This is a genomic window from Pseudomonas sp. MIL9 (assembly GCF_016887925.1).
In the GTDB taxonomy this organism is placed as follows: domain Bacteria; phylum Pseudomonadota; class Gammaproteobacteria; order Pseudomonadales; family Pseudomonadaceae; genus Aquipseudomonas; species Aquipseudomonas mohnii.
In genome coordinates, this window is the sequence record NZ_JAFEHE010000003.1 from 117,186 (window position 1) to 141,503 (window position 24,318).

The window sequence follows — 24,318 nt, forward strand, 5'->3', positions numbered from 1 at the left end:
ATGCGCGTCTTTGCATTTATTGCGCAAAGTTACGTGGAGCTTACCCAAGATGAAGCAGCTTTGACCATGGCTTGGCAGCGTTTGATCAGGCAGGGCATATGTTTGCGCAACAAAAAGCCCCAACTCTTACAAGTCGGGGCTTTTGCATTTTCAACGGCTGACCATTACAACGTCGGGTAGTCGATGTAACCCACCGGGCCTTTGCCGTAGAAGGTTTCCGGATGTGGCTCGTTCAGCGGCGCGTCGGCCTTCAGGCGTGCCGGCAGGTCCGGGTTGGCAATGAACGGTACGCCGAAGGCGACGGCGTCAGCCTTGCCGGCGGCCAGCCAGGCGTTGGCGCTGTCCTTGGTGAAGCGTTCGTTGATGATGTACGGGCCGCCGAAGGCTTCCTTGATTTGTGGGCCGAGGCTGTCGGTGCCTTCTTTCTCGCGCGAGCAGATAAACGCGATGCCGCGCTTGCCCAGTTCGCGGGCCACGTAGGTGAAGGTTTCGGCCAGGTTGTCGTCGCCCATGTCATGGGAGTCGGCACGTGGCGAGAGGTGTACACCGACACGGCCGGCGCCCCAGACTTCGATCGCGGCATCGGTCACTTCCAGCAACAGGCGCGCACGGTTTTCCAGGGAGCCGCCGTAGTGGTCGGTGCGCTGGTTGGTGCTGCTTTGCAGGAACTGGTCGAGCAGGTAGCCGTTGGCGCCGTGGATTTCCACGCCGTCGAAACCGGCGGCCTTGGCGTTCTCGGCACCGACGCGGTAGGCGTCGACGATATCGGCGATTTCAGCGGTTTCCAGGGCGCGCGGGGTCGGGTAGTCGGACAATGGGCGAACCAGGCTGACGTGACCTTTTGGCTGGATGGCGCTTGGCGCGACCGGTTTTTCGCCGTTCAGGTACGACTCATGGGAGATCCGGCCGACGTGCCACAGTTGCAGGAAGATCTTGCCGCCGGCGCCGTGGATCGCTTTGGTGACGTTGGTCCAGCCGCGTACCTGATCGTTGGACCAGATGCCCGGGGTGTCCGGGTAGCCGACGCCCATCGGCGTGACCGAAGTGGCCTCGCTGAGGATCAGGCCGGCGGAGGCGCGTTGTACGTAGTACTCGGCCATCAGCGCGTTCGGCACACGGCCTTCGTCGGCGCGGCAGCGGGTCAACGGGGCCATGATGATGCGGTTGGACAGTTCCAGGTCGCCCAGTTTGATCGGATCGAAAATAGTCGTCATTAATTAAAACCCTCGTGAGGTAATAGTGAATCAGTGGGTAGCAGGAGCCAGTTCGGGATTGCCGCTCTGGCGGAAAGTGATCAGGGTCGCCAGCAGGGCGAGCACCGCCAGCGCCGCGGCGGCGAGTGGCACGCTGGTCAGGCCGAACCCGTGGGCAATCACGCTGCCGCCCACCCAGGCGCCGAGTGCGTTGCCAACGTTGAACGCGCCGATGTTCAGGGTCGACACCAGGTTCGGCGCAGCCTTGCCGTAGGTCACCACGTTGACTTGCAGGGCCGGTACGGCGGCGAAACACGCGGTGGCCCAGAGGAACAGGGTGATTTCGGTGGGGATCAGCGCGACGCTGGTCCAGGTCAGTACGGTGGAGACCACGGCCATGGCGATGAAGACGCCGATCAGCGTTGCGGCCAGGCCTTTGTCCGCCAGCTTGCCGCCGATGATGTTGCCGACGGTCAGGCCCAGGCCGATGAGCATCAGGCTCCAGGTCACGCCACGGGGCGAGACGCCGGTGACTTCGCCCAGCAGCGGCGCGACGTAGGTAAAGAGGGTGAACACCGAGGCGGCGAACAGCACGGTCATGCTCAGGGATAACCAGATGCCGGCGCCTTTGAGGGCACGCAGCTCGGCACGCATGTCGAGTGTTTCTTCATCGCGCTTGGCCGGCAGAAAACGAATCAGGCCGATCAGCGCGATCACACCGATGACCGTCACCGCCCAGAAGGTCGAGCGCCAGCCAGCTTCCTGACCGAGCGCGGTGCCCAGCGGCACGCCGAGGACGTTGGCCAGGGTCAGGCCGGTGAACATCAAGGCCACGGCCGATGCACGTTTGTTCGCTGGCACCAGGCCCGCCGCCACCACCGAGCCAATGCCGAAGAAGGCACCGTGGCACAGCGCCGTCACCACACGGGCGAGCATCAGCAGGTTGTAGTCACTGGCCACCGCACACAGCAGGTTGCCGATAATGAATATGCCCATCAACGCCACCAGCGCAGCCTTGCGCGGCAGTTTGGCGGTGGCCAGTGCCATGAACGGCGCACCGATGGCCACGCCCAGGGCGTACCCGGTCACCAGCCAGCCGGCACCGGGGATCGACACACCGAGGTCGGCCGCCACGTTGGGCAGCAAGCCCATGATGACGAACTCCGTGGTGCCGATGGCGAAGGCGCTCAAGGCCAGGATGAGTAGTGAGAGGGGCATGGTTTAAATCCTTTTGGGCTGGCTGACGTTCGGGGGCGTAGAGAATTGGTTTTCCCGCCCCCGGGGTCAGAGCTCTTTGCTGAAGGTCTTGAGGAATTCCTGAATGGTTTCCTCGTTGCGCTTGAAGAAATGCCACTGGCCGACTTTGCGGCTGCTGATCAGGCCGGCGCGTTGCAGGGTCGCCAGGTGCGCGGACACCGTGGACTGCGACAAGCCGCAACGTTGATCGATCTGCCCGGCGCAAACGCCGTGCTCGTTGCTGTGGGTCTGGTCTGGAAATTCGACGTCCGGGTCTTTGAGCCAGTGCAGGATTTCTCGCCGTACCGGGTGCGCCAGGGCTTTTATTATTTCGTCGAGATTGAGGGTCATGGGTGTGGGCTCGTGATGATTAAAACGCTATATCGCGATGGGGCGAACTTTAAATCGGTATTTCGCGATATACAAATATGATTTGGCTCTGACCAACTCACATTTCGGTATATCGAGTTATAACGATACGTTGGTGTGTAGATACAAGGGGCAGTGCTAAGCTGCGACCATGAACTATCTCGCACATCTTCACCTCGGTGGCCAGCGTCCCGGTCAACTGCTCGGCAGTCTGTATGGCGATTTCGTCAAGGGACGGCTGCAAGGGCAGTTCGATCCGGAGATCGAAACGGCCATCCAGCTGCATCGCAGCATCGACGTGTTCACCGATCGCCACCCGTTGGTGGACGCTTCGTTGTCGCGGTTTTCCCTGACGCGCAGACGCTATGCCGGGATCGTCCTCGACGTGTTTTTCGACCACTGCCTGGCGCGGGACTGGGCGCTCTACGCCGATCGGCCACTGGAGCATTTCACTTCGGACGTGTACCGGGTGTTGTCCAGTGAACGGCAGTTGCCCGAACGGCTGGCGAAAATCGCACCGCACATGGTGGCCAATGACTGGTTGGGGTCTTACCGGGAGTTTGAGGTGCTGGAGCAGGTGTTGCGGGGGATTTCCCGGCGCTTGACCCGGCCTGAGGAACTGGCCGCCGCGATGCAGGAATTGCGGGTTTTGTATGAGCCGTTGAGCGAGGATTTCCGCTTGTTCTATCCGCAGCTTCAGGATTTTGCCCAAGCCAATGTGGGAGCGAGCTTGCTCGCGATGAGACCATAGCCGTCACCATTGCGGTGTCTGTTAGATGGCTATCGCGAGCAGGCTCGCTCCCACAGGGGATCTTTGTTCAGGCTGCGATGGCGGGGCGCATCGGGACCGGTTGTGTTTCCGGAATCGCCCCAAACAACGCCTTCTGCACCGCCTGCTGTGCCTCGAACGCCAGCGCCGCGCGTTCGCGACCTTCGCAAGCGATTGGCTTGAGCAGATGAATTTCGACTTGCCCCCGGTCGTTGGCAAACAAACGCATCAGGTGCGACAGCAAATCATCTTCGCCAATGAACGGTGCCAGCAGGCAAGGCTCACCGTCACGCACATAACGAATCGCCACCGGTTGCAGCGCCACCTCGGAATCAATGGCCGCCGACAACAAGCGACCGTGAAAGGTGCGCAGCGAACGGCCATCGGTGGTGGTGCCTTCCGGGAACATCAGCAGCGGGTGTGCCTGCTCCAGGTGGCGAGTCATCTGTTTGCGGATCAACTGGCTGTCGCCCGAACCGCGACGGATGAACAGGCTGCCGGCCTTGGCCGCCAGCCAACCCGCCACCGGCCAGGTCCGCACTTCGGCCTTGGACAGGAACGACAACGGCGTGAGCATCCCCAGCAACGGGATGTCGGTCCAGGACACATGGTTGCTGACCCAGAGCATCGACGTCTTCGGCAATTCCCCTTGTACCGTCACGTCGAAGGGCAGGGCGTTGCTCAGGCGCGCCATGAAAAAACGCGACCAGCGCTGACGGCGCTCCATCGAATGCGCCATGCCCAGACGCTCGAACACTCCGAACACGGTGGCCATGCTCAGGCCGAGCCCGACCACCAGCAGCACCCGTGCGATTCGCGCGTACACGCGCAACCGACGCATCACACAGCCGCCTTGAAGTGTTTGGCGTAACGCGGGCACAGCTCATCGCGCTTGAGCAGGATGAACACGTCGGCGACCTGGAAGTCTTCGTCCCAGCACGGCTCGCCGCAGATTTTCGCGCCCAGGCGCATATAGGCCTTGAGCAGCGGGGGCATTTCGGCGATCACGTTCGATGGAATATCCAGGGTCGGCAGCGGTTTTTTCGGTTCGGCCCGCAGGTGCTCGGTGCACAGGTAGCGTTCGCGCAGGCGCTGCATGATCGCGTGGGCCTGAATCCCGCCGTCCTGCATCGGAATGCTCGCGCAACCCATCAAGTAGCTGTAGCCACCCTGGTTCAGCACTTCGGCCAATTCGCTCCAGAGCACGGCGATGGTGCCGCCGTTGCGGTAGGCCGGGTCGACGCAGGTGCGGCCGATTTCCAGGATCGGGCCTTGCAGATGGATCAGGCCGTGCAGGCTGAATTCTTCTTCGCTGTAAAACCTGCCCAGGCTGCTGGCGGCGGTGTGATCGAGCAAACGAGTGGTGGCCACCAGGCGCCCGGTGTTGAGGTCACGCACGCCGATGTGGGCGCAGTGAACATCGTAGTCATCCATGTCCAGACCCAGTTCCGCGCCCTTGAGTGTGGCGTTGAATTCGCCGCTGAACACGTTGAAGCGCAGGGCCTGGGCTTCCTGAAGAGCCTCGATGCCGACCAGGCGTTCGGCTTGCAGGCGGCGTTCGTTGCCGGTGTCGCTGATGCGGGCGATCTGAGTCATGGCGAATCTCCGTGCGGGCTGTTCACTCGTCTTTGGGTGCAGCCGGTCGACTTTCTTTATGCAGCCGTGTTGTGCAAAGTCAGGCTATGTAGCGCCGGTGTCATCGCCGTTAAGCTTTGGTGATGCTTATATGACAGCCCACGAGGAGCCTCTTATGCCCTGGCAAAACCTGTTGATTCGCCGCGATCGCTTGCCCGCCAACCCGGACCTGGGTGAGGGCTTCGCGACCTTGTTGCACCTCTTGGGCGCGGTCACGCCCTTTGATTTGGCGGTGGCGGGGGGGCGGATGATGGCGACCCCGGGGCTGGCATTTCTGGTGGGGTATCAAGCAGCCTTGCGCATGTTGTGGCCGAGCGCGCCGTTGAGCCTCGGCGCGTTATGCGCCACTGAGCAACGCAGCCTGCGAGTGGCGGACATGCAAACCCGTCTGCACGATTTGCGCTTGAGCGGGCGCAAGGATTTTGTCACCGCTGGCGATGCCGCCGACTGGCTGTTGATCGCTGCGCGCAGTGAGGCCCCCGGCGACGATCCGTGCCTGAGCCTGGCGGTGGTCTATCCCGATGAGCCGGGCGTGCGAGTGGAAAAACTGGCTCCGATCCCGTTGATGCCGGACATCAGCCATGGCCGGGTGTTTCTGGACAACGCTTTGTGCGAGTTGCTGGCCGGGGACGGTTGGGACGCCTACGTCAAACCGTTCCGAACCCTGGAAGACATCTATGTGTTGAGCGCCATGACGGCGTGGCTGTACGGCGTCGGCCAGGACAGTGATTGGCCGCAAGCCTTGCAACTGCGCTTGCTGGCGTTGCTGGCCGGGTGCGCGGAAGTCAGCCGCCAGGCACCGAACAACCCGTGCGGGCATGTGTTGCTCGGCGGCTTGTTTGCGCAGTTCGAGGGGCTCAAGGCTGAAATCAATCAAGCGCTGGCCGAAGGCCCGCCACAGTGGGCGGCGATGTGGCAGCGCGATCAGGCGGTGATGGATCTGGCAGCGGGGGCACGGGGCAAGCGATTGGCCAAGGCGTTGGCGGCGATCTGACGGGTCCCTTCGCGAGCAGGCTCGCTCCCACGGGTGTTGTGCCATGCACAATATTTCACTCACCCAAAAACCTTGTGGGAGCGAGCTTGCTCGCGATGGCTATTGTTCTGGCGACACAAATTTCAAAACTGTCATCAACCTCGACTAGGCTCAGCAGGTTAACCCCCATGAGCACTCGTCATGCCCAAAGGCCTGTGGCTGTTTTTTGTGCTGCTGTTCAGTCTCGCGGTCCACGCGGAAAACTGGCCTGGCGAACAGTGGTCACCCGGCCCGAGCGTCACCGGGCCGGCGCTTCGGACGTTTGAGAATTACGCTTTCCCACCGCGCAACGACACCACTCGCCAGGGTATCCGCACCGATGCCTTGCTGGTGATTCGCGATGGCCAGTTGATCTACGAGCGCTACGCTGGCCCGACCACCGCCGCAACGCCACACCTGACCTGGTCCATCAGCAAGAGCCTGATGGCCACGGTGCTGGGCGTGGCCTACGGCGAAGGCCGGTTCAATCTGCAGGACCCGGTGGCGAAGTTCTACCCGCCGCTGAAAAAACACCCCGACATGAGCATGGCCGACCTGCTGCACTGGGCTTCGGGCCTGGACTGGCAGGAGGATTACGAATACGCGCCATTGAAATCCTCGGTGGTGGCGATGCTCTACACCCGTGGGCACCGCGACATGGCGGCGTTTACCGTCGATCAGGACGCCTACGCCGCACCGGGTCAGGTGTTTCGTTACTCCAGTGGTGACAGCGGTCTGTTGTCCGCTGCACTGAAGGGCATCGTCGGCCCGGCCCGCTATGCCGACTATCCGTGGACTGCGTTGTTTGAACCCCTGGGCATTCACCATGCCATCTGGGAAACCGACGCCACGGGTATCTTCGTCGCCTCGTCCTACGCCTACCTCACCGCGCGGGATCTGGCGCGGGTCGGCCTGTTGATGGCCCGCGACGGGCGCTGGGGCGAGCGCCAGTTGCTGCCCAAGGATTGGGTGGCCTTCAACCGCGAACCCTTTGCCCGTTATCACGCCAACCAGGATGACGCCGTGCCCGGCGGCCACTGGTGGCTCAACCGCGCCGTGGAGGGCGCGCCTCGGCCCTGGCCCGACGCACCCGCAGACACTTTCGCCGCACTCGGACACTGGGGGCAGGCGATGTACGTGATCCCCAGCGAAAACCTGGTGATCGTGCGCTACGGCGATGACCGCGACGACAGTTACCAACACAACCAATTACTCAAACTCGCGCTCAAGGCCTTTGGCGGCAAGGTGCAGCCATGAACCGTCGCAGCTTCGTTCGTCGCCGGCCGTTCAGCACCCTGCTGTTGATTGTGCTGATCGTCTTATTCGGCTGGATTTGGCGGGAGCGGGTGGCGCTGTCGGCGTTCCCGGACATCATCAGCGCCTACACGGCCAAGGAATATTGCTCGTGCCGCTACGTGATGAACAACGGCGCCGAGTACTGCCGTGGCTACGTGAAACAGTGGCTGCCCATCAGCGGCTTTACCGATGACGCCGCCAGCAAGCGCGTTACCGTCAGCGGTTTGGGACGCAGCAACAGCGCCGTGTGGATCGACGAGCGTCAGGGTTGCCGCTTGAACCCCTGACCAACAGGTTCCATCTGGCGGAACCACATTCGATTGTCCTCGCGCGCGAGTCGCGGTTATCTGGCGGTGAGCGCGACCTGCCTTGATGTGTCGCGAAATCACAGCGAACAAAAAGAACGGGAATACACCCGGCCCGAGGACAAATCGTCATGACCCGACATCAGCACATTCTTGCCTGGCTCAGCGACGTGGCCAGCGATCTGCACGCCACCCGCCAGGACATCCACGCCCACCCGGAACTCGGCTTCGAGGAAAACCGCACGTCGGCGCTGGTGGCCGACTCCCTGAAGGAGTGGGGTTACGAGGTACACACCGGGATCGGCAAGACCGGCGTGGTCGGCGTCCTGCGCAACGGCAGCAGCCCGCGCAAACTCGGCATACGGGCGGACATGGATGCGCTGCCGATCATTGAAAATACCGGTGCCACTTATAGCAGCCAGCACAAGGGCTGCATGCACGCCTGCGGGCATGATGGCCACACCGCGATGTTGCTGGGCGCGGCGCGTTACCTGGCGGCGACCCGTCAGTTCGACGGCACCCTGACCCTGATCTTCCAGCCCGCCGAAGAAGGCCAGGGCGGTGCCGAAGCCATGCTCGCCGATGGCTTGCTCGAGCGTTTCCCCTGCGACGCGCTGTTCGGCATGCACAACATGCCGGGCTTGCCGGCCGGACGCCTGGGCTTTCGCGAAGGGCCGATGATGGCCTCGCAAGATTTGCTGACGGTGACGATCGAAGGCGTCGGTGGCCACGGCTCGATGCCGCATCTGGCGGTCGATCCGCTGGTGGCGGCGGCCAGTGTGGTGATGGCGTTGCAGACCGTGGTTGCACGCAACATCGATGCGCAACAGGCGGCGGTGGTCACCGTTGGTGCATTGCAGGCCGGGGAGGCGGCCAACGTGATTCCGCAGCAGGCGATCCTGCGTCTGAGTCTGCGCGCGCTGAACGCCCAGGTGCGTGAGCAAACCCTCGAGCGGGTGCGGGCAATCATCGAATCCCAGGCCACGAGTTTCGGTTGCAGTTCGAAGGTCGAGCACCGCCCGGCGTACCCGGTGCTGGTCAATCATGGCGCCGAAACCGAGTTCGCCCGGCAAGTCGGCGTCGAGCTGGTCGGCGCCGATGCGGTGGACGGCAACACGCCCAAGCTCATGGGCAGTGAAGACTTCGCCTGGATGCTGCAACGCTGCCCCGGCACCTACCTGTTCATCGGCAACGGCGTGTCGCGGCCGATGGTTCACAACCCTGCCTATGACTTCAATGACGACATCCTGCTGACCGGCGCGGCGTATTGGGGCGCGCTGGCCGAGAGCTGGCTCAAGCCGGCCTGACCTCCTCACTTTCTACTGCCGCTGGAACGGGTGCGCGAAGACGCGCCCGTCATCACCCAACAGGTTTTTGGAGAGTTCCCCATGCAGACTTCGAGCACAGGTGTTTCGCGTACCCGGCAGGTGATCGCCGCCGTTATCGGCAATGCCCTGGAATGGTATGACTTCATCGTTTACGGCTTTCTGGCGAGCATCATCGCCCGGCAGTTTTTCCCGTCCGAGGACGAATACGCGTCGTTGCTAATGGCCTTGGCGACCTTTGGCGTCGGCTTCTTCATGCGCCCGGTGGGCGGCATTTTGTTGGGCATGTATTCGGATCGCAAAGGGCGCAAAGCGGCGATGCAGATGATTATCCGCCTGATGACCGTCTCCATTGCGCTGATCGCTTTCGCGCCCAATTACGCCGCCATTGGCATGGGCGCGCCGCTGTTGATCGTGGTCGCGCGGATGCTCCAGGGCTTCGCCACCGGCGGTGAATACGCCAGTGCCACCGCGTTCCTGGTGGAAAGCGCACCGGCGCACCGCAAGGGTTTGTATGGCTCGTGGCAGTTGGTCGGGCAATGCCTGGCGGTGTTTGCCGGCGCGGGCATGGTGGCCTTGTTCACCCATTTGCTGAGCCCCGAAGCGCTGGACAGCTGGGGCTGGCGGATTCCGTTCATGATCGGCCTGTTGATCGGCCCGGTGGGCTTGTGGATTCGCAAGCACATGGAGGAGCCGGAAGAGTTTCTCGAAGCACGCAAGCAAGCCAAAGGCGAGAGCCCGGGGTTGCTGCAAGTGATTCGTGAACACCGCCGCGCCATTCTGGTGTCCATGGGCCTGGCGTGCGGCGCAACGGTGTCGTTCTACGTGGTGCTGGTGAACATGCCGACCTTTGCCCACAAAAACCTCGGCCTGCCGCTGGATCAGGTGCTGTTGGTGCAGATGATTGCTGTGGCGGTGATGACCGTGGTGATTCCACTGTCCGGCGCGTTGTCGGATCGCCTTGGCCGCCGCCCAGTGCTGATGGCCTTCACCCTCGCATTCTTTCTGATGGTGTATCCGCTGTATGTGTGGGTGGCGGCCGCGCCGTCGGTGGAGCGCCTGTTGGTGATGCAGCTGTTGCTGTGCAGCGCGATCGGCGGGTTTTTCGGCCCGGCACCGACGGCACTGGCCGAGCAGTTTCCAATCGAAGTGCGTTCCACCGGGGTGTCGGTGGCGTACAACGTCGCGGTCATGGTCTTCGGTGGTTTCGCGCCACTGATCGTCACCTGGCTGAGCAAGGTTCTGGCCACGCCTGTGGCGCCATCCTTCTACGTATTGTTCGCTTGCCTGCTGACGCTACTGGGTACTTACTGCATGCAGGAGGCGCCGCGTGCAAAGAAATCCGTCGCACTTAACCTTGAGGTGAAATCTTGAGCATCCATCCGATTGTTGAAATGGACGCCGATTCGTTGTCCCGGGCCATTCACGGGCGACAGGTGTCCTGCCGTGAAGTGATGCAGGCGTATCTGGCGCAGATCGAGCGCTTCAATCCGCAGGTCAACGCGCTGGTGTCGCTGCGCCTGGCCGAAGAGTTGCTGGCAGAGGCTGACACGTGCGATCGGCAGCTGGAGCAGGGCCAATCCCGCGGCTGGATGCACGGCATGCCGCAAGCGATCAAGGACCTGGCGGCCACCGCCGGGTTACGCACGACCATGGGTTCGCCGCTGTTCGCCGAGCAAATCCCGCAACACGATGCCATCAGCGTGGCGCGGGTTCGCGACAGTGGCGCCATCATTATCGGCAAGACCAACGTGCCGGAGTTCGGCCTCGGTTCGCAGACGTACAACCCTGTATTCGGCACCACCACCAACGCTTACGACCCGAGCCTGGTGGCCGGTGGCAGCAGCGGCGGGGCGGCGGTGGCACTGGCGTTGCGCATGCTGCCGGTGGCCGATGGCAGCGACATGATGGGCTCGCTGCGCAACCCGGCGGCGTTCAACAACGTGTTCGGGTTTCGTCCGTCCCAGGGGCGCGTGCCCCACGGTCCGCAGCCCGAGGTGTTCGTGCAGCAACTGGCCACCGAAGGGCCGATGGGCCGTACCGTCACCGATGTCGCCCGATTGCTCGGTACCCAGGCCGGGTACGACCCGCGCGCGCCGTTGTCGCTGACGCAGGATCCGGAGATTTTTCATCAGTCACTGGTGCAGGATTTCAGCGAGGTTCGCGTGGGATGGCTGGGCGACTACAACGGCTACTTGCCGATGGACCCTGGCGTGATGAGCCTGTGCGAATCGGCGTTGCAGGACTTCGCGGCGCTGGGTTGCAAGGTCGAAGCCTGCCAGCCGGATTTTTCCATGGAACGCCTGTGGCAGATCTGGTTGGTACATCGCCACTGGCTGGTGCAGGGCAGTCTCGGCGCACTGTATGCCGACCCGAAGAAACGCGAGCAACTCAAACCTGAAGCCCAATGGGAAATCGAGGGCGGGCTGCGTTTGACGGCGGCGGATGTCTATCAGGCCTCGCTCGGCCGCAGTGACTGGTACCGCGCTTTGAACGAATTGTTCGAACGTTACGATTTTCTGTTGCTGCCCACCGCCCAAGTGTTCCCTTTTGATGCGCATACCCTTTGGCCTCGCGTCGTCGGCGGGCAGAGCATGGATACCTATCACCGCTGGATGGAGGTGGTCATCGGCCCGACCCTGGCCGGCTTGCCGAGCATGAACGTACCGGTGGGCTTCAACCCGGCGGGCTTGCCCATGGGCCTGCAAATCATTGGCCCGGCCCAGGCCGACCGTGCGGTGCTGCAACTGGCTTATGCCCATGAACAGTTGACCCAGTGGGTCAAGCGTCGCCCGCCCGGTTGTCTGTAAAACGCCTGAGCGCGTCGGACGGGCGCGCATCTTGCTGTACTTTGTAACAAGAGCACACGATCAACCATTTCGGGCAAAGGGAGGGCGAACACATGGACAGCAAGGCAGAAACCGGCAGCGTACGTTCCGTCGAGCGCGCCCTGGCAATCGTCGAGTTGCTGGGCGAGCATCAAGCGCTGGGTCTGGAGCAGTTGCACTACCTGACTCGCCTGCCCAAGGCCACGGTCTCGCGCATGTTGCTGACGTTGCAGGAGCAGGGCTGGGTCTATCGCGGGCTGAGCGACCGGCGTTATCGCCTGTGCGCCAAACGCCTGTTTGGCGACAGTCAGCAGCGTTTTAAGCGACGCCTGGTGGAAAACGCCGCGCCGCAGTTGCTGGAGTTGAGCGAGCGCACCGGGCTGGTGGTCGACCTGTCGTGTTTCGACGGCGAGCGCGTGGAAGTCATGGAAAGCGCGATTCCCACGGTGCTGCGCAAGCGCTATCCGAACAACTGCCAGATCGTCGGTCAGCATTCCAGCCTGTTTCATTCGGCCATGGGCCGGGCTTGCCTCGCCGAATTGCAAAGCGCTGAAGTGGAGCGTCTGGCCAATCGTGAACGTCTGACCGATGAAAGCCTGTTCAGCGCCACGCAGCAGGCCTTGCATCAAGGCTTCGGCCAGCGCACCGAAGGTTATTGGGAATACCCGGTACGCCTGCCATTCCTGATTCGCGCGGTGGCCTTGCCTATCCATACCGACGGCCGCCTGGTCGGCAGCATGGCGTTGCACTGGCCGATGGATCAGGCGCCGGTGGAGCGAGTGCTAAGTCTGCATCTGAACAGCCTGGCGGCGACCATCGGCAATGTGCAGCAGGCGATGACCTGAGTGGAACCTTTGGCTGTTTAACGACTCAAGGCAACACAAAGTTTGCAACCTGTGTCAGGCCAGTTAAGGTTCAGCACAGGTTTATCTGCCCCACGAGTCACTATGTTCAAGCGTTCCATCATCAAAAGCTTCTCCATCCTGCTGTTGGCCGGCGCTTCGTTGTCGGCCCAGGCCAACTGGTACCTGGACGGCGAGTCTTCGCGGCTGTCGTTCGTCAGCACCAAAAACGCCAATGTTTCCGAAGTGCAGCGCTTTCTGGTGTTGCACGGCAAGGTCGATCCCAAAGGGGTGGCCGAAGTGGAGGTCGAGCTTGAATCGATCAACAGCGGCATTCCGTTGCGCGACGAGCGCATGCGCAAAGAGCTGTTCGAGATCGACAAGTTTCCCGAAGCGCTGATCACCACGCAGATCGATCTGCGCCCGATCAACGATCTTGCCCCCGGTGCGCAGCTGGAACTGCGCTTGCCGCTCACCGTCAACCTGCATGGCAAACAACACACGTACAACACCGAGTTGCTGGCGACCCGTCTCGATGACCGGCGCTTTCAGGTGGTGACGCTGGAGCCGGTGGTGATCAATGCCGAAGACTTCGACCTGGCCCCCGGCCTGGAAGCGTTGCGCAAGCTTGCCGGACTGTCGGCGATCAGCCTGTCGGTGCCGGTGGGTGCGGTCCTGATCTTCACGGCGCGCTGACATGGCCGGCCCCGTCTTTCCCTGGCGCGAAGGCAACCACTTCGAACTGCTGATCGACGGGCCACAGTTTTTTCCGCGCATGCTGGTGGCGATTGCCCGTGCTGAAGAGCAAGTCGAACTGGAGTTGTACCTGGTGGAGGCGGGTGCCTGCGCCGAGGCCATGGTTCAGGCGCTGGTCCAGGCCGCCGAGCGCGGTGTGCGGGTGCGTTGCCTGTTCGACGATTACGGCAGCCTGGCCTTCACGTTGAACCTGCGTCAGCGCCTGATGGCCGCCGGGGTCGAGCTGCGTTTCTACAATCGCCTGAGTTGGCGGCGTTGGGTCGGTAATTTCTACCGCGATCACCGCAAGCTGTTGCTGGTGGATCAGAGCCTGGCGGTGGTCGGCGGCACCGGTGTCACCGATGAGTTCTGGACGCCGGGCGAGGATGTCAGCGAGTGGCACGAGGTGATGGTGGAAATCACGGGGCCGCTGGTCCTCGACTGGCAGTTGCTGTTCGATCGGCAATGGATCGCCAACCGCCATCGCCGCGCCTGGAAACCCGCCTCGCACTTTGGCCTGCCGCGTCTGCCCCGTGTGCCACCGATGGGCGAGGGCATGGGCCGCGTGGCCTATGCCGACGCCCGCCAGCATCGGGACATCCTGCATTCGCTGGTTCGTGCGTTGAGCAGCGGGCAAAAGCGAGTCTGGCTCGCCACCCCGTATTTTCTGCCGACCTGGAGAGTCCGGCGTTCATTGCGTAGCGCGGCCAGCCGCGGTGTCGATGTGCGGCTGCTGCTGACCGGGCCGCGCACCGATCACCCTTCCGTGCGCTACGCCGGGCATCGCTACTACCCGCGACTGCTCAAGTCCGGGGTGAGGATTTTTGAGTACCAGCCCTGCTTCCTGCATTTGAAAATGGTTCTGATCGATGACTGGGTGAGCATCGGCTCGTGCAATTTCGATCACTGGAATTTGCGTTTCAACCTCGAAGCCAACCTTGAATCACTGGACGCCGGACTGACCCGGGCGGTGAAGGCGAGTTTCGAAAACGACTTCGCCTTGAGCCAGGAAGTGAGCCTGGAGTCGTGGAAACGCCGACCGCTGTGGCGGCGGGTCAAGCAGAGGGTATGGGGATGGGTGGATCGGCTGGTGGTGAATCTGCTGGATCGGCGGGGATAGGCGTTACACCCTAAAACACTGTGGGAGCGGGCCTGCTCGCGATGGCGGCCTGACAGTCAACGGTGTTGTTGAATGTTATGGCCTCATCGCGAGCAGGCTCGCTCCCACAGGTTTATTTACAGCAGTTCAAAGCTCTGCTGCGTCACGTCCTGGGAATCCAGGCCAATCTGCACGTTGAACTTGCCCGGTTCCGCCGCGTACTTGAGCTGGGCGTTGAAGAACTTCAGGTCGTCCTCGGTGATGGTGAAGTGCACGACTTTCTGTTCGCCGGCCTTGAGCATCACTTTCTGGAAGTTCTTCAGTTCCTTGATCGGCCGGATCATTGAGCCGGTCACGTCCTGGATGTACAGCTGGACCACGGTTTCACCATCACGCTTGCCGGTGTTTTTCACCGTGACGCTGGCGTCGAGCTTGCCGGTCTTGTTCAGTGTGGTCGATGACAGGGCCATCTCGCTCAGGCTGAAGTCGGTGTAGCTCAGACCGTAGCCGAACGGGTACAGGGGGCCGGTGGTGTCATCGAAATACTGCGAGGTGTAGTTGCCCGGTTTGCCTGGCGTGAACGGCCGGCCAATGGTCAGGTGGTTGTAGTAGGTCGGAATCTGCCCCACCGACCGCGGGATGGAGATCGGCAGTTTGCCCGACGGGTTGTAGTCGCCGAACAGCACGTCGGCGATGGCGTTGCCACCCTCGGTACCGCTGAACCAGGTTTCCAGGATCGCATCAGCCTGTTCCTTCTCTTCGAGAATCGACAGCGGACGTCCGTTCATCAGTACCAGCACCAGCGGTTTGCCGGTGGCTTTCAAGGCGCGGATCAGCTCGCGCTGGTTTTCCGGGATATTGATGTCGGTGCGGCTCGAGGATTCGTGGGACATGCCACGGGATTCACCCACGGCGGCGACCACCACATCGGCATCCTTGGCGGCCTTGACCGCTTCGTCGATCAGCACATTGGCCGGACGCGGGTCATCCACCACTTCGGGGGCATCGAAGTTGAGAAAGTTCAGGTAATCGAGGACTTTCTTGTCGTTGGTGATGTTGGCGCCACGGGCGTAGATCAGCGTTGCCTTGTCGGCGACGGCGGCGTTCATGCCGTCGAACAGGGTCACCGATTGCGCAGGTTTACCGGCGGCTGCCCAGCTGCCCATCATGTCGATCGGCGCCTTGACCAGCGGACCGACCAGCGCGATTTTTGCGGTTTTCTTCAGCGGCAGGGTTTCGTTCCGGTTCTTCAGCAGCACCTGGCTGCGACGCGCCACATCGCGGGCTTCGGCGCGGTGCAGGCGGCTGTCGGCATAGGTGTCGGCCGGGTCGTCCTCGGCCTTGCCGATACGCAAGTACGGGTCCTTGAACAGGCCCATGTCGTACTTGGCGTCGAGCACGGCACGCACGGCGTTGTCGATGTCGCTCTGCTGGATCTCGCCAGACTTCAACAGCCCCGGCAGCTCCTGGCGATAGAGGGTGTCGTTCATGCTCATGTGGATGCCGGCCTTGATCGCCAGCTTCGCCGCTTCGCGACCGTCAGCGGCGACACCGTGCTTGATCAGCTCGAAAATCGCGCCATGGTCACTGACCGCCAGCCCCTTGAAGCCCCACTCCTTGCGCAGCAGGTCGTTCATCAGCCAGGTATTGGCGGTGGCCGGCACGCCGTTGATCGAGTTCAGCGCGACCATCACCCCGCCAGCGCCGGCGTCAATGGCGGCGCGGTAGGGCGGCAGGTAGTCCTGGTACATCTTGACCGGGCTCATGTCGACCACGTTGTAGTCGCGACCGCCCTCGACCGCGCCGTACAAGGCGAAGTGCTTGACGCTGGCCATGATGCTGTCGGCGGCGTTCGCACCGGCGCCCTGGAACGCCTTGACCATCACGCCGGCAATCCGCGAAACCAGATAGGTGTCTTCGCCGAAGCCTTCGGACGTGCGACCCCAGCGCGGGTCGCGGGAGATGTCGACCATCGGCGCGAAGGTGATGTCGAGGCTGTCAGCCGCGGCTTCCTTGGCGGCGATGCGCCCGGACAGGCCGATGGCATCCATGTCCCAGCTCGAGGCCAGGGCCAGCGGGATCGGGAAAATGGTGCGGTGGCCGTGGATCACGTCATAGGCGAAGAACATCGGGATCTTCAGCCGGCTGCGCATGGCCGCGTCCTGCATCGGACGGTTTTCCGGGCGGGTGATCGAGTTGAACGTACCACCGATGTTGCCGGCCGCGATTTCCTTGCGGATCAGCTCCCGGGGCATTTCCGGGCCGATGCTGATCAGGCGCAACTGGCCGATTTTTTCATCGAGGGTCATCTGCTTCATCAGGTTGCTGATGAAGGCGTCCTTGTTCTCCAGAGGTGCGGGTGTCGTGGCGGCCAATACGTTATGACTGGCCAGGCTGACGAGCAGGCCCAGCAAACACAGCTTCTTCATGAATAGTTTTCTCAAGGGCCCAAACGGCGATGTACACATGCCGGCCAGCCAAAATTTAGGGAGCGACTATTGTTGTTCGGGTGCAGACTCGATAAACGACAGCCAAAATACGGCAGCCGAATCGGATGCGTCTTTGCGCAGGGGCTCTTTTTAGCCCATCGGCCCGTTGCAATCCAGAGGCGCGGGCGATTATGCCCCAAGAGCCGACTCAGAAGGTTTCATGGTCGGTTTTTTCATTAAAAGTACAAGGGAGCATCATCCAGATGAATGTCAGTCCAACCTACCGTTCTCGCTTGCAGGTCGCCACGCTGCTGGTGCTGGCCACATTGCTGACCGCCTGCGGCATCAACAATATTCCGACCCTCGATGAACAGGCCAAGGCTGCCTGGGGCCAGGTGCAAAACCAGTATCAGCGCCGTGCCGACCTGATTCCCAATCTGGTGGAGACCGTCAAGGGCTACGCCAAGCACGAAGAGGCAACCCTGACTGCCGTGATCGAAGCCCGGGCCAAGGCTACGTCGATCCAGGTCGATGCTTCGACCCTGGACGACCCGGCAAAACTCAAGCAATACCAACAGGCCCAGGATCAGCTCAGTGGTGCGTTGAGCCGGTTGATGGTGGTCTCCGAGCGCTACCCGGACCTCAAGGCCAACCAGAACTTCCTGGCCCTGCAATCGCAACTTGAAGGTACCGAGAACCGCATCGCCGTCGCCCGCCGCGATTTCATTCTCGCGGTGCAGAAGTACAACACCGAGATCCGCACGTTCCCCGGTCGCCTGTGGCACAGCGTGATGTACAGCAATCTGCCGATTCGCGAGACCTTCGAAGCCACGCCGGGTTCGGAGAAGGCGCCCGAGGTCAAATTCTGAATTACCGTCGGTGCTGTCGAGGTTGCCAATGCGAGCGTTGAAGGTAGGCCTGATGCTGTTGTTCTGGGTGGTTGCCCTGGCGGCCCAGGCCGAATTGAAGTTTCCGCCACTGACCGGTCGGGTGGTGGATAACGCCCAGATGATTGAGCCTGCGGTGCGCGAGCAACTGACCCAGCAGCTTCAGGCCCATGAAAAAGCCACCGGCGAGCAGGTGGTCGTGGTCACGGTGCCGGACTTGCAGGGCACCGACATCGCCGATTTCGGCTATCAACTGGGGCGCTACTGGGGGATCGGGCAGAAGGACAAGAACAACGGCGCACTGCTGATCGTTGCCCGTGACGAGCGCAAACTGCGTATCGAAGTCGGTTATGGCCTGGAAGATCGGCTGACCGATGCCCAGAGTTCAGTGATCATCCATCAGGTCATCACCCCGGCGTTCAGGGCCGGTCACTTCAGCAAAGGCATCAGCGACGGGGTGGCGGCGATGTTGGTGGTGCTGGGTGGCAATGCCCTGGACGAGCCATCGACCGCCTATGAATCCCGGGGTGATCCGGAGGGCGATTTCGTTTCGCGGCATCCGGGTGTCTTCGTGTTTTTGGTGCTGCTGTTCATCCTGACTGTGTTTGTCTGCCAGATGCTCGGTATCCTTCCTGCCGGCCGTGGTGGTTCGGGCGGCTCCGGAGGCGGTTTCGGCGGCGGTGGCGGTGGCTTCAGCGGCGGCGGGGGCAGTTTCGGGGGCGGTGGTTCGTCGGGCGGCTGGTGATAAAAACAATAGCGAACAGGCATCTTCAAGACATGGCATTACTCACTGAACACGAACAACGCAAAGTGGCCGAGGCCATCGCCCGGGTCGAGCGCGACACCGACGCGGAGCTGGTGACGGTGCTCGCGGCCCGCGCCGACGACTATGCGTACATCCCGCTGCTCTGGGCCAGTCTGCTGGCGCTGGTGGTGCCGGGGATCGTGCATTACCTGACGGGGTGGTTGACCCTGCACAGTTTGCTGCTGGTGCAATGGATCAGTTTCATCGTCCTGTGCCTGGTGTTCCGCCTGCCGAAAATCACCACTCACCTCATCCCGCGCGCGGTGCGGCACTGGCGTGCTTCCAACCTGGCGCGGCGGCAGTTCCTGGAGCAAAACCTGCACCACACGGTAGGCCGCACCGGCATGTTGATTTTCGTCTGTGAGGCCGAGCGCTATGTGGAAATCCTGGTGGATGAAGGGATCTCCAGTCGCCTGGACGACAAGAACTGGGACGCGATTGTCGCGACGTTCACCCAGCAAGTGCGGCAAGGACAGACGTTGCAGGGGTTCGTCAACTGCGTCGAGGCGTGCGGCGAGTTACTCAAGGTTCATGTGCCGGTGACCCATGTGCGCAATGAGTTGCCCAATCGCCTGGTAGTGCTTGGCTAAGCCTTTTCATCGGGCTTTGTAGCGCACGACGGCACAACGCCTGTCGGTTGTCCGGGCCCGGGCTTGTCTCCAACATCTCTCTCCATAGCCAACGCCCCGTGACGGGCGTTCCGACGTAGAGGGAGTTCTCATTTCAATGCATCAGACACTCGACTTTTTAGTGGAGGCCCCCGGCGGCGTGAAGACCCCGCCAGCGCGCTTGACCGCAAAAGAAACCCAAACCCTGATGTGGTGCCTCAAAGGTAAAACTTCGTGGGAGATCGCGAAGATTCAGAATTGCTCGGAATCCACGGTCAACTTCCACTTCTCCAATATTCGCCGCAAGTTTGACGTCAAGTCTCGCAGTGAAGCGCTGATCAAGGCCCTCGAATCCGGCGTCCTCAGCGTGGGTGAAATCCGATTCGCGAGGCGCCCATGAGCCTGACTGATTCGACCTACAACAGCGTCGGCGGTCTATTGTTGGGATTGGGTATTGCGACAATGCCTTCGATAGATGGCGAGGTGCTGTTCGGTGCCTCGCTGGGGGCCTGGTTGGTGACCACGACCCGCACCAATTTCAAGGCATGGCAGCGTATCGGTTCCTGGTTGCTGTCGGCGGGTGTCGGTTATCTCTTTACGCCCGTCGCACTCCCGCTGGCCCCTTTCCTGACGGCAGGCGTGACGGCATTTCTCTGTTCGGTGGTCGTCATTCCCATCAGCATCAAGCTCATGCTGTGGATTGACGGTGCCGGCCTGGGCGACATCATTCAGCATCTGAGAGGGCGTGGATGATGGGCGATGAAACGATTGCACTGGTCTTCATAACCGGCATCGCTCATTTGTTGAGCGCGTTCAGGCTGGCCTGCTATCAGCGTGACGAAGAGCGCCACTGTTGGCGAGGCGGACTATTGACCAGTCTGTGCGGGGGACTGTTATGCATTGCCGGCATGGATGTATTCCTGACATCTGTGCCGGTGAGTCCATGGCATTCGGTCGTGAGCGTCTTCCTGTGTGTGCTGATTATTCGAAGTGGCGGAAACATTAAGGTGCTTTGGCGCGCCTTGAAGTAATCGCGCTTCGGGTGATCTATGACGTTATGTTTCGTTCGACTGCTGGAGTGTCGACAGGATAGAGGCCATTTCTGCAAGTTTAACTTCCATGTCGCGCAGGCGCCGTTTCTCCTCCAGTGCGTTTTGAATGGCGCAACGATCATCTTCGTTGAGCAATCTCCAGAGCGCGAGAATGGTGTTTTCTCGGGTTGTGCTTTCCTGGTTGTTGTCCTGCGACTGTGCCGTGACAGGCCGCAGGATTGGCCCTTCACCCAGTAGCAACCAGTCGAGAGAGATGCCTCGCGCTTGCGCGATGTCTACGCATAATGAATATGGTGTGCTGTCGCGGCCTTTCCAACTGCTCAGGGTTTGCGGACTGATCTTTAGCGCAGAAGATAAAGAAGCATCGCTTTTTGTGCCGGTAATTTGCTTCAGTCGCGCCAGAACAGCTTGTGATTTTTTGCTACGCAATTTGAGCCTCTTCCTTTTGACATATGCTTTTCGAGTGCATAGCGTATGCGTAATGAGTACTTTTTTTTCTTGTGAGTAATCAATCGTTAACTATGGATCAGAAGAATACGATGTTGAAACTTCCTAATGGTAGCAAGGTGATTTCCTACGGCTTTAGTTCTAACCCCATTCGCGTTTACCCATTGCACTTCCTTTTGTCCGGCAGGCGTTACTCGCATGTGCCAAGCACCGCGATCAATGCATCCAGCAGTATTGCGTTTGATAATGTCGATTACCACCAGATGACCACCGGGAGCCAGGCATGAGCACATACAAAATGGTGTGTCCGCACTGTTTGAGCCGGATGCGCATCCGGACCAGCGAGGGCCGTCATATTTTTCTTCGGGTGGCCTATTTGCAATGCACGTCGGAAGCCTGCGGCTGGTCGGTGCGCGCCGAGTTCGAAATGACCCATGAGCTTTCCCCCAGTGGAATGCCCAACCCGGCGGTGCGTTTACCCTGCGCGGGCCCGGACTTGCGCCGTGACGCACGGCCTGTTGCGGTCAGTGACTCATCGACGGACGCACAACAGGAGTTGTGAACATGAACGAAGTCGATGAACACCCGGAATTGAATGAGGATCTGCTGGCCATGGCCCAGGCCTTTCTGGTTCGACATGAAAGCGACGGATTGCTCGATGACCAGGTGTTGTTCTGTCGTGCGGTCAAGCATTTGCAAAGTGTCGATGTGCCCATGCATGTGGCGGAAAGACTGGTCAGCCATGCTTATGGGGAGCTTAAATCGAGCCATGATCGTCGGCGCCTGGACATCGCCGCGAGCTCTGAAACCGTCGCTGTGGTGACTGACCCGCTCAACGGTCTTACCTGGGCGGTACCGGTCGGGCTGATTGTCAAATACGTGATCAATTCGCCGAGTAACCGCAAGCTGCGACTGGTTGAGCCGTGATGCTTTAAAGGCGTTTATTCAGGTCTTGGGTGGCGTCACCAAGACCTGCCACAAAATAACCCCGTGCCCAAAACCCTCGGCCCCCCTAAAATACCCGGCATTCCCCCGATTCGTATTGCCCGAGGCCGTTTTTCCATGTCTGTCACCGCCACACCCGCCAGCCTCGTGCCGGATCATCACGCCCAATTCATCGACTTGCTGCAATCGAGCCTCGATCAGAATGCCTTCATCAAACTGGTGCTGGCCAAATACGTCGGCGAAGAGGCGGAGTTGCAGCGGATCATCATCAAGCCGGTGACCGTCAAGTCGCAGCCGTGCCTGTCCTTCGTCTATCGCTACAAAACCCGCGACATCACCAAGAACCTGCCGCTGGCCGAAGGGGTGGCAAGCATTGCCGAGTTACTCCCGGCGTCGTTTAAAAATGCGCATTTGCTGTCGCTGACCGATGAAGCCCAGCTCGAATACAGCAAAAAGGGCAAACCTTCGCTGTTCAAGAGCAAACCCCAGCAATTGCGTGAAGTGCCGTCCGCCGAGCACAACCGCGAGAAAAACCGCTTTCTTGACCTGAGCCGACCGTTTCTCGCCGACCTTGGCGTGACCAACAAGCAACACGAGTTGATCCCGGCGATGTCGCGCAAGTGGAAGCAGATCAACAAGTTCATCGAAGTGTTCAGCCATGCGCTGACCTCGTCACCCTTGGCACTGGACAAGCCAGTGCGCGTGGCGGACTTCGGGTCGGGCAAGGGGTACCTGACCTTTGCCATTCACGATTACCTGCGCAACACCTTGAACGCCGAGGGCGAAGTGACGGGTGTCGAGTTGCGTGAGGACATGGTCACCCTCTGCAATGCCGCTGCGGTCAAGCTCGAGCATCCGGGGCTGATCTTCAAATGTGGTGACGTGCGCAGCGTGGCGCCGAGCGAGCTGGAGGTGATGATCGCGCTGCACGCCTGCGACATCGCCACTGACTATGCGATTCACACCGGCATCCGTTCCGGCGCGTCGATCATCATGTGCTCGCCGTGCTGCCACAAACAGATTCGCCTGCAAATCCAGAGCCCGGCGCTATTGAAACCGATGCTGCAGTACGGTTTGCACCTGGGCCAGCAGGCTGAAATGGTGACCGACAGTCTGCGTGCGCTGTTCCTTGAAGCCTGCGGTTACGAGACCAAGGTGTTCGAGTTCATCTCACTGGACCATACCAACAAGAACAAGATGATCCTGGCGGTCAAACGCGCCGAGCCGGTGGACCCGGCCCAGCTGTTGGTGAAGATTCAGGAGCTGAAGGATTTCTACCACATCAGTGAGCATTGCCTGGAAACGCTGCTGCGGGCTGACGGTTACCTGTGATCCCATGTAGGAGCCAGCTTGCTGGCTCCCACAGGATTTATGCGGTGGCAATTCGCGCGGGTTTGATGGCGGTCTTGCGTCCCAACATCACCGTCACAATCACCCCCGCGGCAAACAGCCAGGTGATCGGCTCGACGTGTTCGCCGAAGAACAACGCCGAGAAGGCGATGGTGAAGAAGATCTGCAGCAACTGGATCTGGCTGACCCGCGCAATACCGCCCATGGCCAGCCCGGCGTACCAGGCAAAGAACCCGATGAACTGCGAAAACAGCGAGACATAGCCGAAGGCCCACCAGGTTTTCGCCGAGATCTCGCCTTGATGTTGCAGCGCCAGATACACCACCGGCCCGATCAACACGGGCGTCGACAGCACCAGCGCCCAGCAGATCACCTGCCAGCCGCCCATTTCCTTGGCCAGGCGCCCCCCTTCGGCATACCCCAGGCCGCCCACGGCAATCGCTCCGAGCATCAGCAAATCGCCGGCCTGAATGCTCCCGGCACCGCTGATCAGCGCATACCCGAGCACCAGCGCGCTGCCCAGTGCGGCGCAGGCCCAGAACGCTTTCGACGGTCGTTCATGGGACAACCACGCCGCGTACAGCGCCACGCACAGGGGCTGCAGGCCATTGACCAGGGCGCCATGGGACGCCGGCAAGGTTTGCATGGCCCAGGCCGACAGCACCGGGAAGCCCAGGATCACCCCGGCAATCACCAGGGTCAGGCCTTTGACCTGCTTCCAGGTTGGCCATTTCTCACGACGCCAAAGCAACAGCAGTGCGGCGGGAATCGCCGCGAACAGGGCCCGGCCCAAGCCGTTGAGCAGTGGATGGAGTTCCTGCACGACGATTCGCGTGAAGGGCAGGGTGAGGCTGAAGATCACAACGCCGAGCAGGCCCAGGGCCATGCCGGTGTTTTCGCGGGAGGACATGATGGCAACCAGAATCGAGGGGGGTGGGAGTTGCCTTCATCTAGCCATAAATGGCGGGGGGCGCGCTGTTACAGCTAGGTGCAGAGTTATCCGTACAGTTGGAGGACGCCTTCGCAGGCAAGCCCGCTCCCACAGGTCCCGTATAGTTCTTTCGGCCAATGCAGTACCTGTGGGAGCGAAGAACGGTACCGCGTTCCATCAGGTAGTAGCAGGTTATTACCCGACCCGCCGGATAAGGACT

General features: G+C 61.2%; 27 protein-coding genes. 19 read left to right on the forward strand and 8 right to left on the reverse strand.

Annotated elements, in window-relative coordinates; genetic code table 11:
- Window positions 1–164: 164 nt before the first annotated feature.
- The 3 genes from JQF37_RS03770 to JQF37_RS03780 form a co-directional block, all read right to left on the reverse strand.
- Entirely contained in the window at window positions 165–1,214 is a 1,050-nt protein-coding gene (locus JQF37_RS03770) for an alkene reductase (RefSeq protein ID WP_130210558.1), read from the reverse strand.
- Window positions 1,215–1,244: 30 nt separating this feature from the next.
- A complete protein-coding gene (locus JQF37_RS03775; protein ID WP_130210556.1) occupies window positions 1,245–2,411 on the reverse strand; it encodes an MFS transporter in 1,167 nt (388 codons plus the stop codon).
- Window positions 2,412–2,477: 66 nt separating this feature from the next.
- Complete coding sequence (locus JQF37_RS03780; protein ID WP_047526527.1) at window positions 2,478–2,780, reverse strand: metalloregulator ArsR/SmtB family transcription factor; 303 nt, start codon at window positions 2,778–2,780, stop codon at window positions 2,478–2,480.
- A 169-nt stretch (window positions 2,781–2,949) separates the two neighbouring features.
- Between JQF37_RS03780 and JQF37_RS03785 the strand changes: the two genes are divergently transcribed.
- On the forward strand, window positions 2,950–3,549 hold the full coding sequence (locus JQF37_RS03785; RefSeq protein ID WP_130210554.1) for an ACP phosphodiesterase: 600 nt from the start codon (window positions 2,950–2,952) through the stop codon (window positions 3,547–3,549).
- A gap of 67 nt (window positions 3,550–3,616) precedes the next feature.
- Here the strand turns inward: JQF37_RS03785 and JQF37_RS03790 are convergent, their stop codons facing one another.
- The gene (locus tag JQF37_RS03790; protein ID WP_130210552.1) at window positions 3,617–4,408 is read right to left on the reverse strand and encodes a lysophospholipid acyltransferase family protein; all 792 of its coding nucleotides are present in this window, start codon (window positions 4,406–4,408) and stop codon (window positions 3,617–3,619) included.
- Window positions 4,408–5,163 (reverse strand): L-ornithine N(alpha)-acyltransferase, encoded by a 756-nt coding sequence (gene olsB, locus JQF37_RS03795; protein ID WP_047526532.1) that lies wholly within the window; start codon window positions 5,161–5,163, stop codon window positions 4,408–4,410. Before olsB ends, JQF37_RS03790 begins: the two co-directional genes overlap by 1 nt.
- A 154-nt stretch (window positions 5,164–5,317) precedes the next feature.
- On the opposite strand from olsB, the gene JQF37_RS03800 reads away from it, so the two are divergent.
- The 9 genes from JQF37_RS03800 to JQF37_RS03840 all read left to right on the forward strand — a co-directional run bounded on the left by JQF37_RS03800 (window position 5,318) and on the right by JQF37_RS03840 (window position 14,665).
- Window positions 5,318–6,196, forward strand: a complete 879-nt coding sequence (locus JQF37_RS03800) for an acyl-CoA dehydrogenase family protein (protein WP_204149538.1) — start codon at window positions 5,318–5,320, stop codon at window positions 6,194–6,196.
- 180 nt (window positions 6,197–6,376) lie between these two features.
- The gene (locus tag JQF37_RS03805; RefSeq protein ID WP_130210548.1) at window positions 6,377–7,471 is read left to right on the forward strand and encodes a serine hydrolase; all 1,095 of its coding nucleotides are present in this window, start codon (window positions 6,377–6,379) and stop codon (window positions 7,469–7,471) included.
- Window positions 7,468–7,797 (forward strand): amidase, encoded by a 330-nt coding sequence (locus tag JQF37_RS03810; RefSeq protein ID WP_130210546.1) that lies wholly within the window; start codon window positions 7,468–7,470, stop codon window positions 7,795–7,797. The genes JQF37_RS03805 and JQF37_RS03810 overlap by 4 nt, the downstream gene beginning before the upstream one ends.
- Window positions 7,798–7,946: 149 nt before the next feature.
- Entirely contained in the window at window positions 7,947–9,122 is a 1,176-nt protein-coding gene (locus JQF37_RS03815; protein WP_130210544.1) for a M20 aminoacylase family protein, read from the forward strand.
- Between the two features lie 81 nt (window positions 9,123–9,203).
- Window positions 9,204–10,514 carry a citrate-proton symporter gene (locus JQF37_RS03820; RefSeq protein WP_204149539.1) on the forward strand — a complete coding sequence of 437 codons (1,311 nt, stop codon included), beginning with the start codon at window positions 9,204–9,206 and terminating at the stop codon, window positions 10,512–10,514.
- Window positions 10,508–11,950 (forward strand): amidase, encoded by a 1,443-nt coding sequence (locus tag JQF37_RS03825; protein ID WP_262984260.1) that lies wholly within the window; start codon window positions 10,508–10,510, stop codon window positions 11,948–11,950. The genes JQF37_RS03820 and JQF37_RS03825 overlap by 7 nt, the downstream gene beginning before the upstream one ends.
- A 92-nt stretch (window positions 11,951–12,042) precedes the next feature.
- Window positions 12,043–12,813, forward strand: a complete 771-nt coding sequence (locus JQF37_RS03830) for a helix-turn-helix domain-containing protein (protein ID WP_130210540.1) — start codon at window positions 12,043–12,045, stop codon at window positions 12,811–12,813.
- Window positions 12,814–12,915: 102 nt separating this feature from the next.
- On the forward strand, window positions 12,916–13,506 hold the full coding sequence (locus JQF37_RS03835) for a YceI family protein (protein WP_130210538.1): 591 nt from the start codon (window positions 12,916–12,918) through the stop codon (window positions 13,504–13,506).
- A gap of 1 nt (window position 13,507) precedes the next feature.
- Entirely contained in the window at window positions 13,508–14,665 is a 1,158-nt protein-coding gene (locus JQF37_RS03840) for a phosphatidylserine/phosphatidylglycerophosphate/cardiolipin synthase family protein (RefSeq protein WP_130210536.1), read from the forward strand.
- Window positions 14,666–14,781: 116 nt separating this feature from the next.
- On the opposite strand, the gene bglX is transcribed toward JQF37_RS03840, so the two are convergent.
- Entirely contained in the window at window positions 14,782–17,073 is a 2,292-nt protein-coding gene (gene bglX, locus JQF37_RS03845) for a beta-glucosidase BglX (protein ID WP_130210534.1), read from the reverse strand.
- A 263-nt stretch (window positions 17,074–17,336) separates the two neighbouring features.
- Between bglX and JQF37_RS03850 the strand changes: the two genes are divergently transcribed.
- From JQF37_RS03850 to JQF37_RS03875, 6 genes are all read left to right on the forward strand, one after another.
- A complete protein-coding gene (locus JQF37_RS03850; protein WP_090467557.1) occupies window positions 17,337–17,942 on the forward strand; it encodes a LemA family protein in 606 nt (201 codons plus the stop codon).
- A 28-nt stretch (window positions 17,943–17,970) separates the two neighbouring features.
- The gene (locus JQF37_RS03855; protein WP_204149540.1) at window positions 17,971–18,705 is read left to right on the forward strand and encodes a TPM domain-containing protein; all 735 of its coding nucleotides are present in this window, start codon (window positions 17,971–17,973) and stop codon (window positions 18,703–18,705) included.
- A 32-nt stretch (window positions 18,706–18,737) separates the two neighbouring features.
- Complete coding sequence (locus tag JQF37_RS03860) at window positions 18,738–19,355, forward strand: TPM domain-containing protein (RefSeq protein ID WP_090467562.1); 618 nt, start codon at window positions 18,738–18,740, stop codon at window positions 19,353–19,355.
- A gap of 136 nt (window positions 19,356–19,491) precedes the next feature.
- On the forward strand, window positions 19,492–19,773 hold the full coding sequence (locus tag JQF37_RS03865; protein ID WP_130211110.1) for a helix-turn-helix domain-containing protein: 282 nt from the start codon (window positions 19,492–19,494) through the stop codon (window positions 19,771–19,773).
- Window positions 19,770–20,126, forward strand: a complete 357-nt coding sequence (locus tag JQF37_RS03870) for a putative holin (protein WP_130211109.1) — start codon at window positions 19,770–19,772, stop codon at window positions 20,124–20,126. Before JQF37_RS03865 ends, JQF37_RS03870 begins: the two co-directional genes overlap by 4 nt.
- The gene (locus JQF37_RS03875) at window positions 20,123–20,404 is read left to right on the forward strand and encodes a phage holin family protein (RefSeq protein ID WP_239142505.1); all 282 of its coding nucleotides are present in this window, start codon (window positions 20,123–20,125) and stop codon (window positions 20,402–20,404) included. The genes JQF37_RS03870 and JQF37_RS03875 overlap by 4 nt, the downstream gene beginning before the upstream one ends.
- A gap of 24 nt (window positions 20,405–20,428) precedes the next feature.
- Here JQF37_RS03875 and JQF37_RS03880 read toward each other — a convergent pair whose 3' ends face one another.
- Window positions 20,429–20,854: a helix-turn-helix domain-containing protein gene (locus tag JQF37_RS03880; protein WP_130211107.1), complete on the reverse strand. Its 426-nt coding sequence runs from the start codon at window positions 20,852–20,854 to the stop codon at window positions 20,429–20,431.
- A 301-nt stretch (window positions 20,855–21,155) separates the two neighbouring features.
- On the opposite strand from JQF37_RS03880, the gene JQF37_RS03885 reads away from it, so the two are divergent.
- The 3 genes from JQF37_RS03885 (at window position 21,156) to JQF37_RS03895 (ending at window position 23,149) form a co-directional block, all read left to right on the forward strand.
- A complete protein-coding gene (locus JQF37_RS03885) occupies window positions 21,156–21,434 on the forward strand; it encodes an ogr/Delta-like zinc finger family protein (protein ID WP_130211106.1) in 279 nt (92 codons plus the stop codon).
- Between the two features lie 2 nt (window positions 21,435–21,436).
- Entirely contained in the window at window positions 21,437–21,799 is a 363-nt protein-coding gene (locus JQF37_RS03890; RefSeq protein ID WP_130211105.1) for a hypothetical protein, read from the forward strand.
- A 135-nt stretch (window positions 21,800–21,934) separates the two neighbouring features.
- Window positions 21,935–23,149: an SAM-dependent methyltransferase gene (locus JQF37_RS03895; RefSeq protein WP_130211104.1), complete on the forward strand. Its 1,215-nt coding sequence runs from the start codon at window positions 21,935–21,937 to the stop codon at window positions 23,147–23,149.
- A 37-nt stretch (window positions 23,150–23,186) separates the two neighbouring features.
- Here the strand turns inward: JQF37_RS03895 and JQF37_RS03900 are convergent, their stop codons facing one another.
- Window positions 23,187–24,077 carry a DMT family transporter gene (locus JQF37_RS03900; RefSeq protein WP_090317304.1) on the reverse strand — a complete coding sequence of 297 codons (891 nt, stop codon included), beginning with the start codon at window positions 24,075–24,077 and terminating at the stop codon, window positions 23,187–23,189.
- Window positions 24,078–24,318 lie beyond the last annotated feature (241 nt).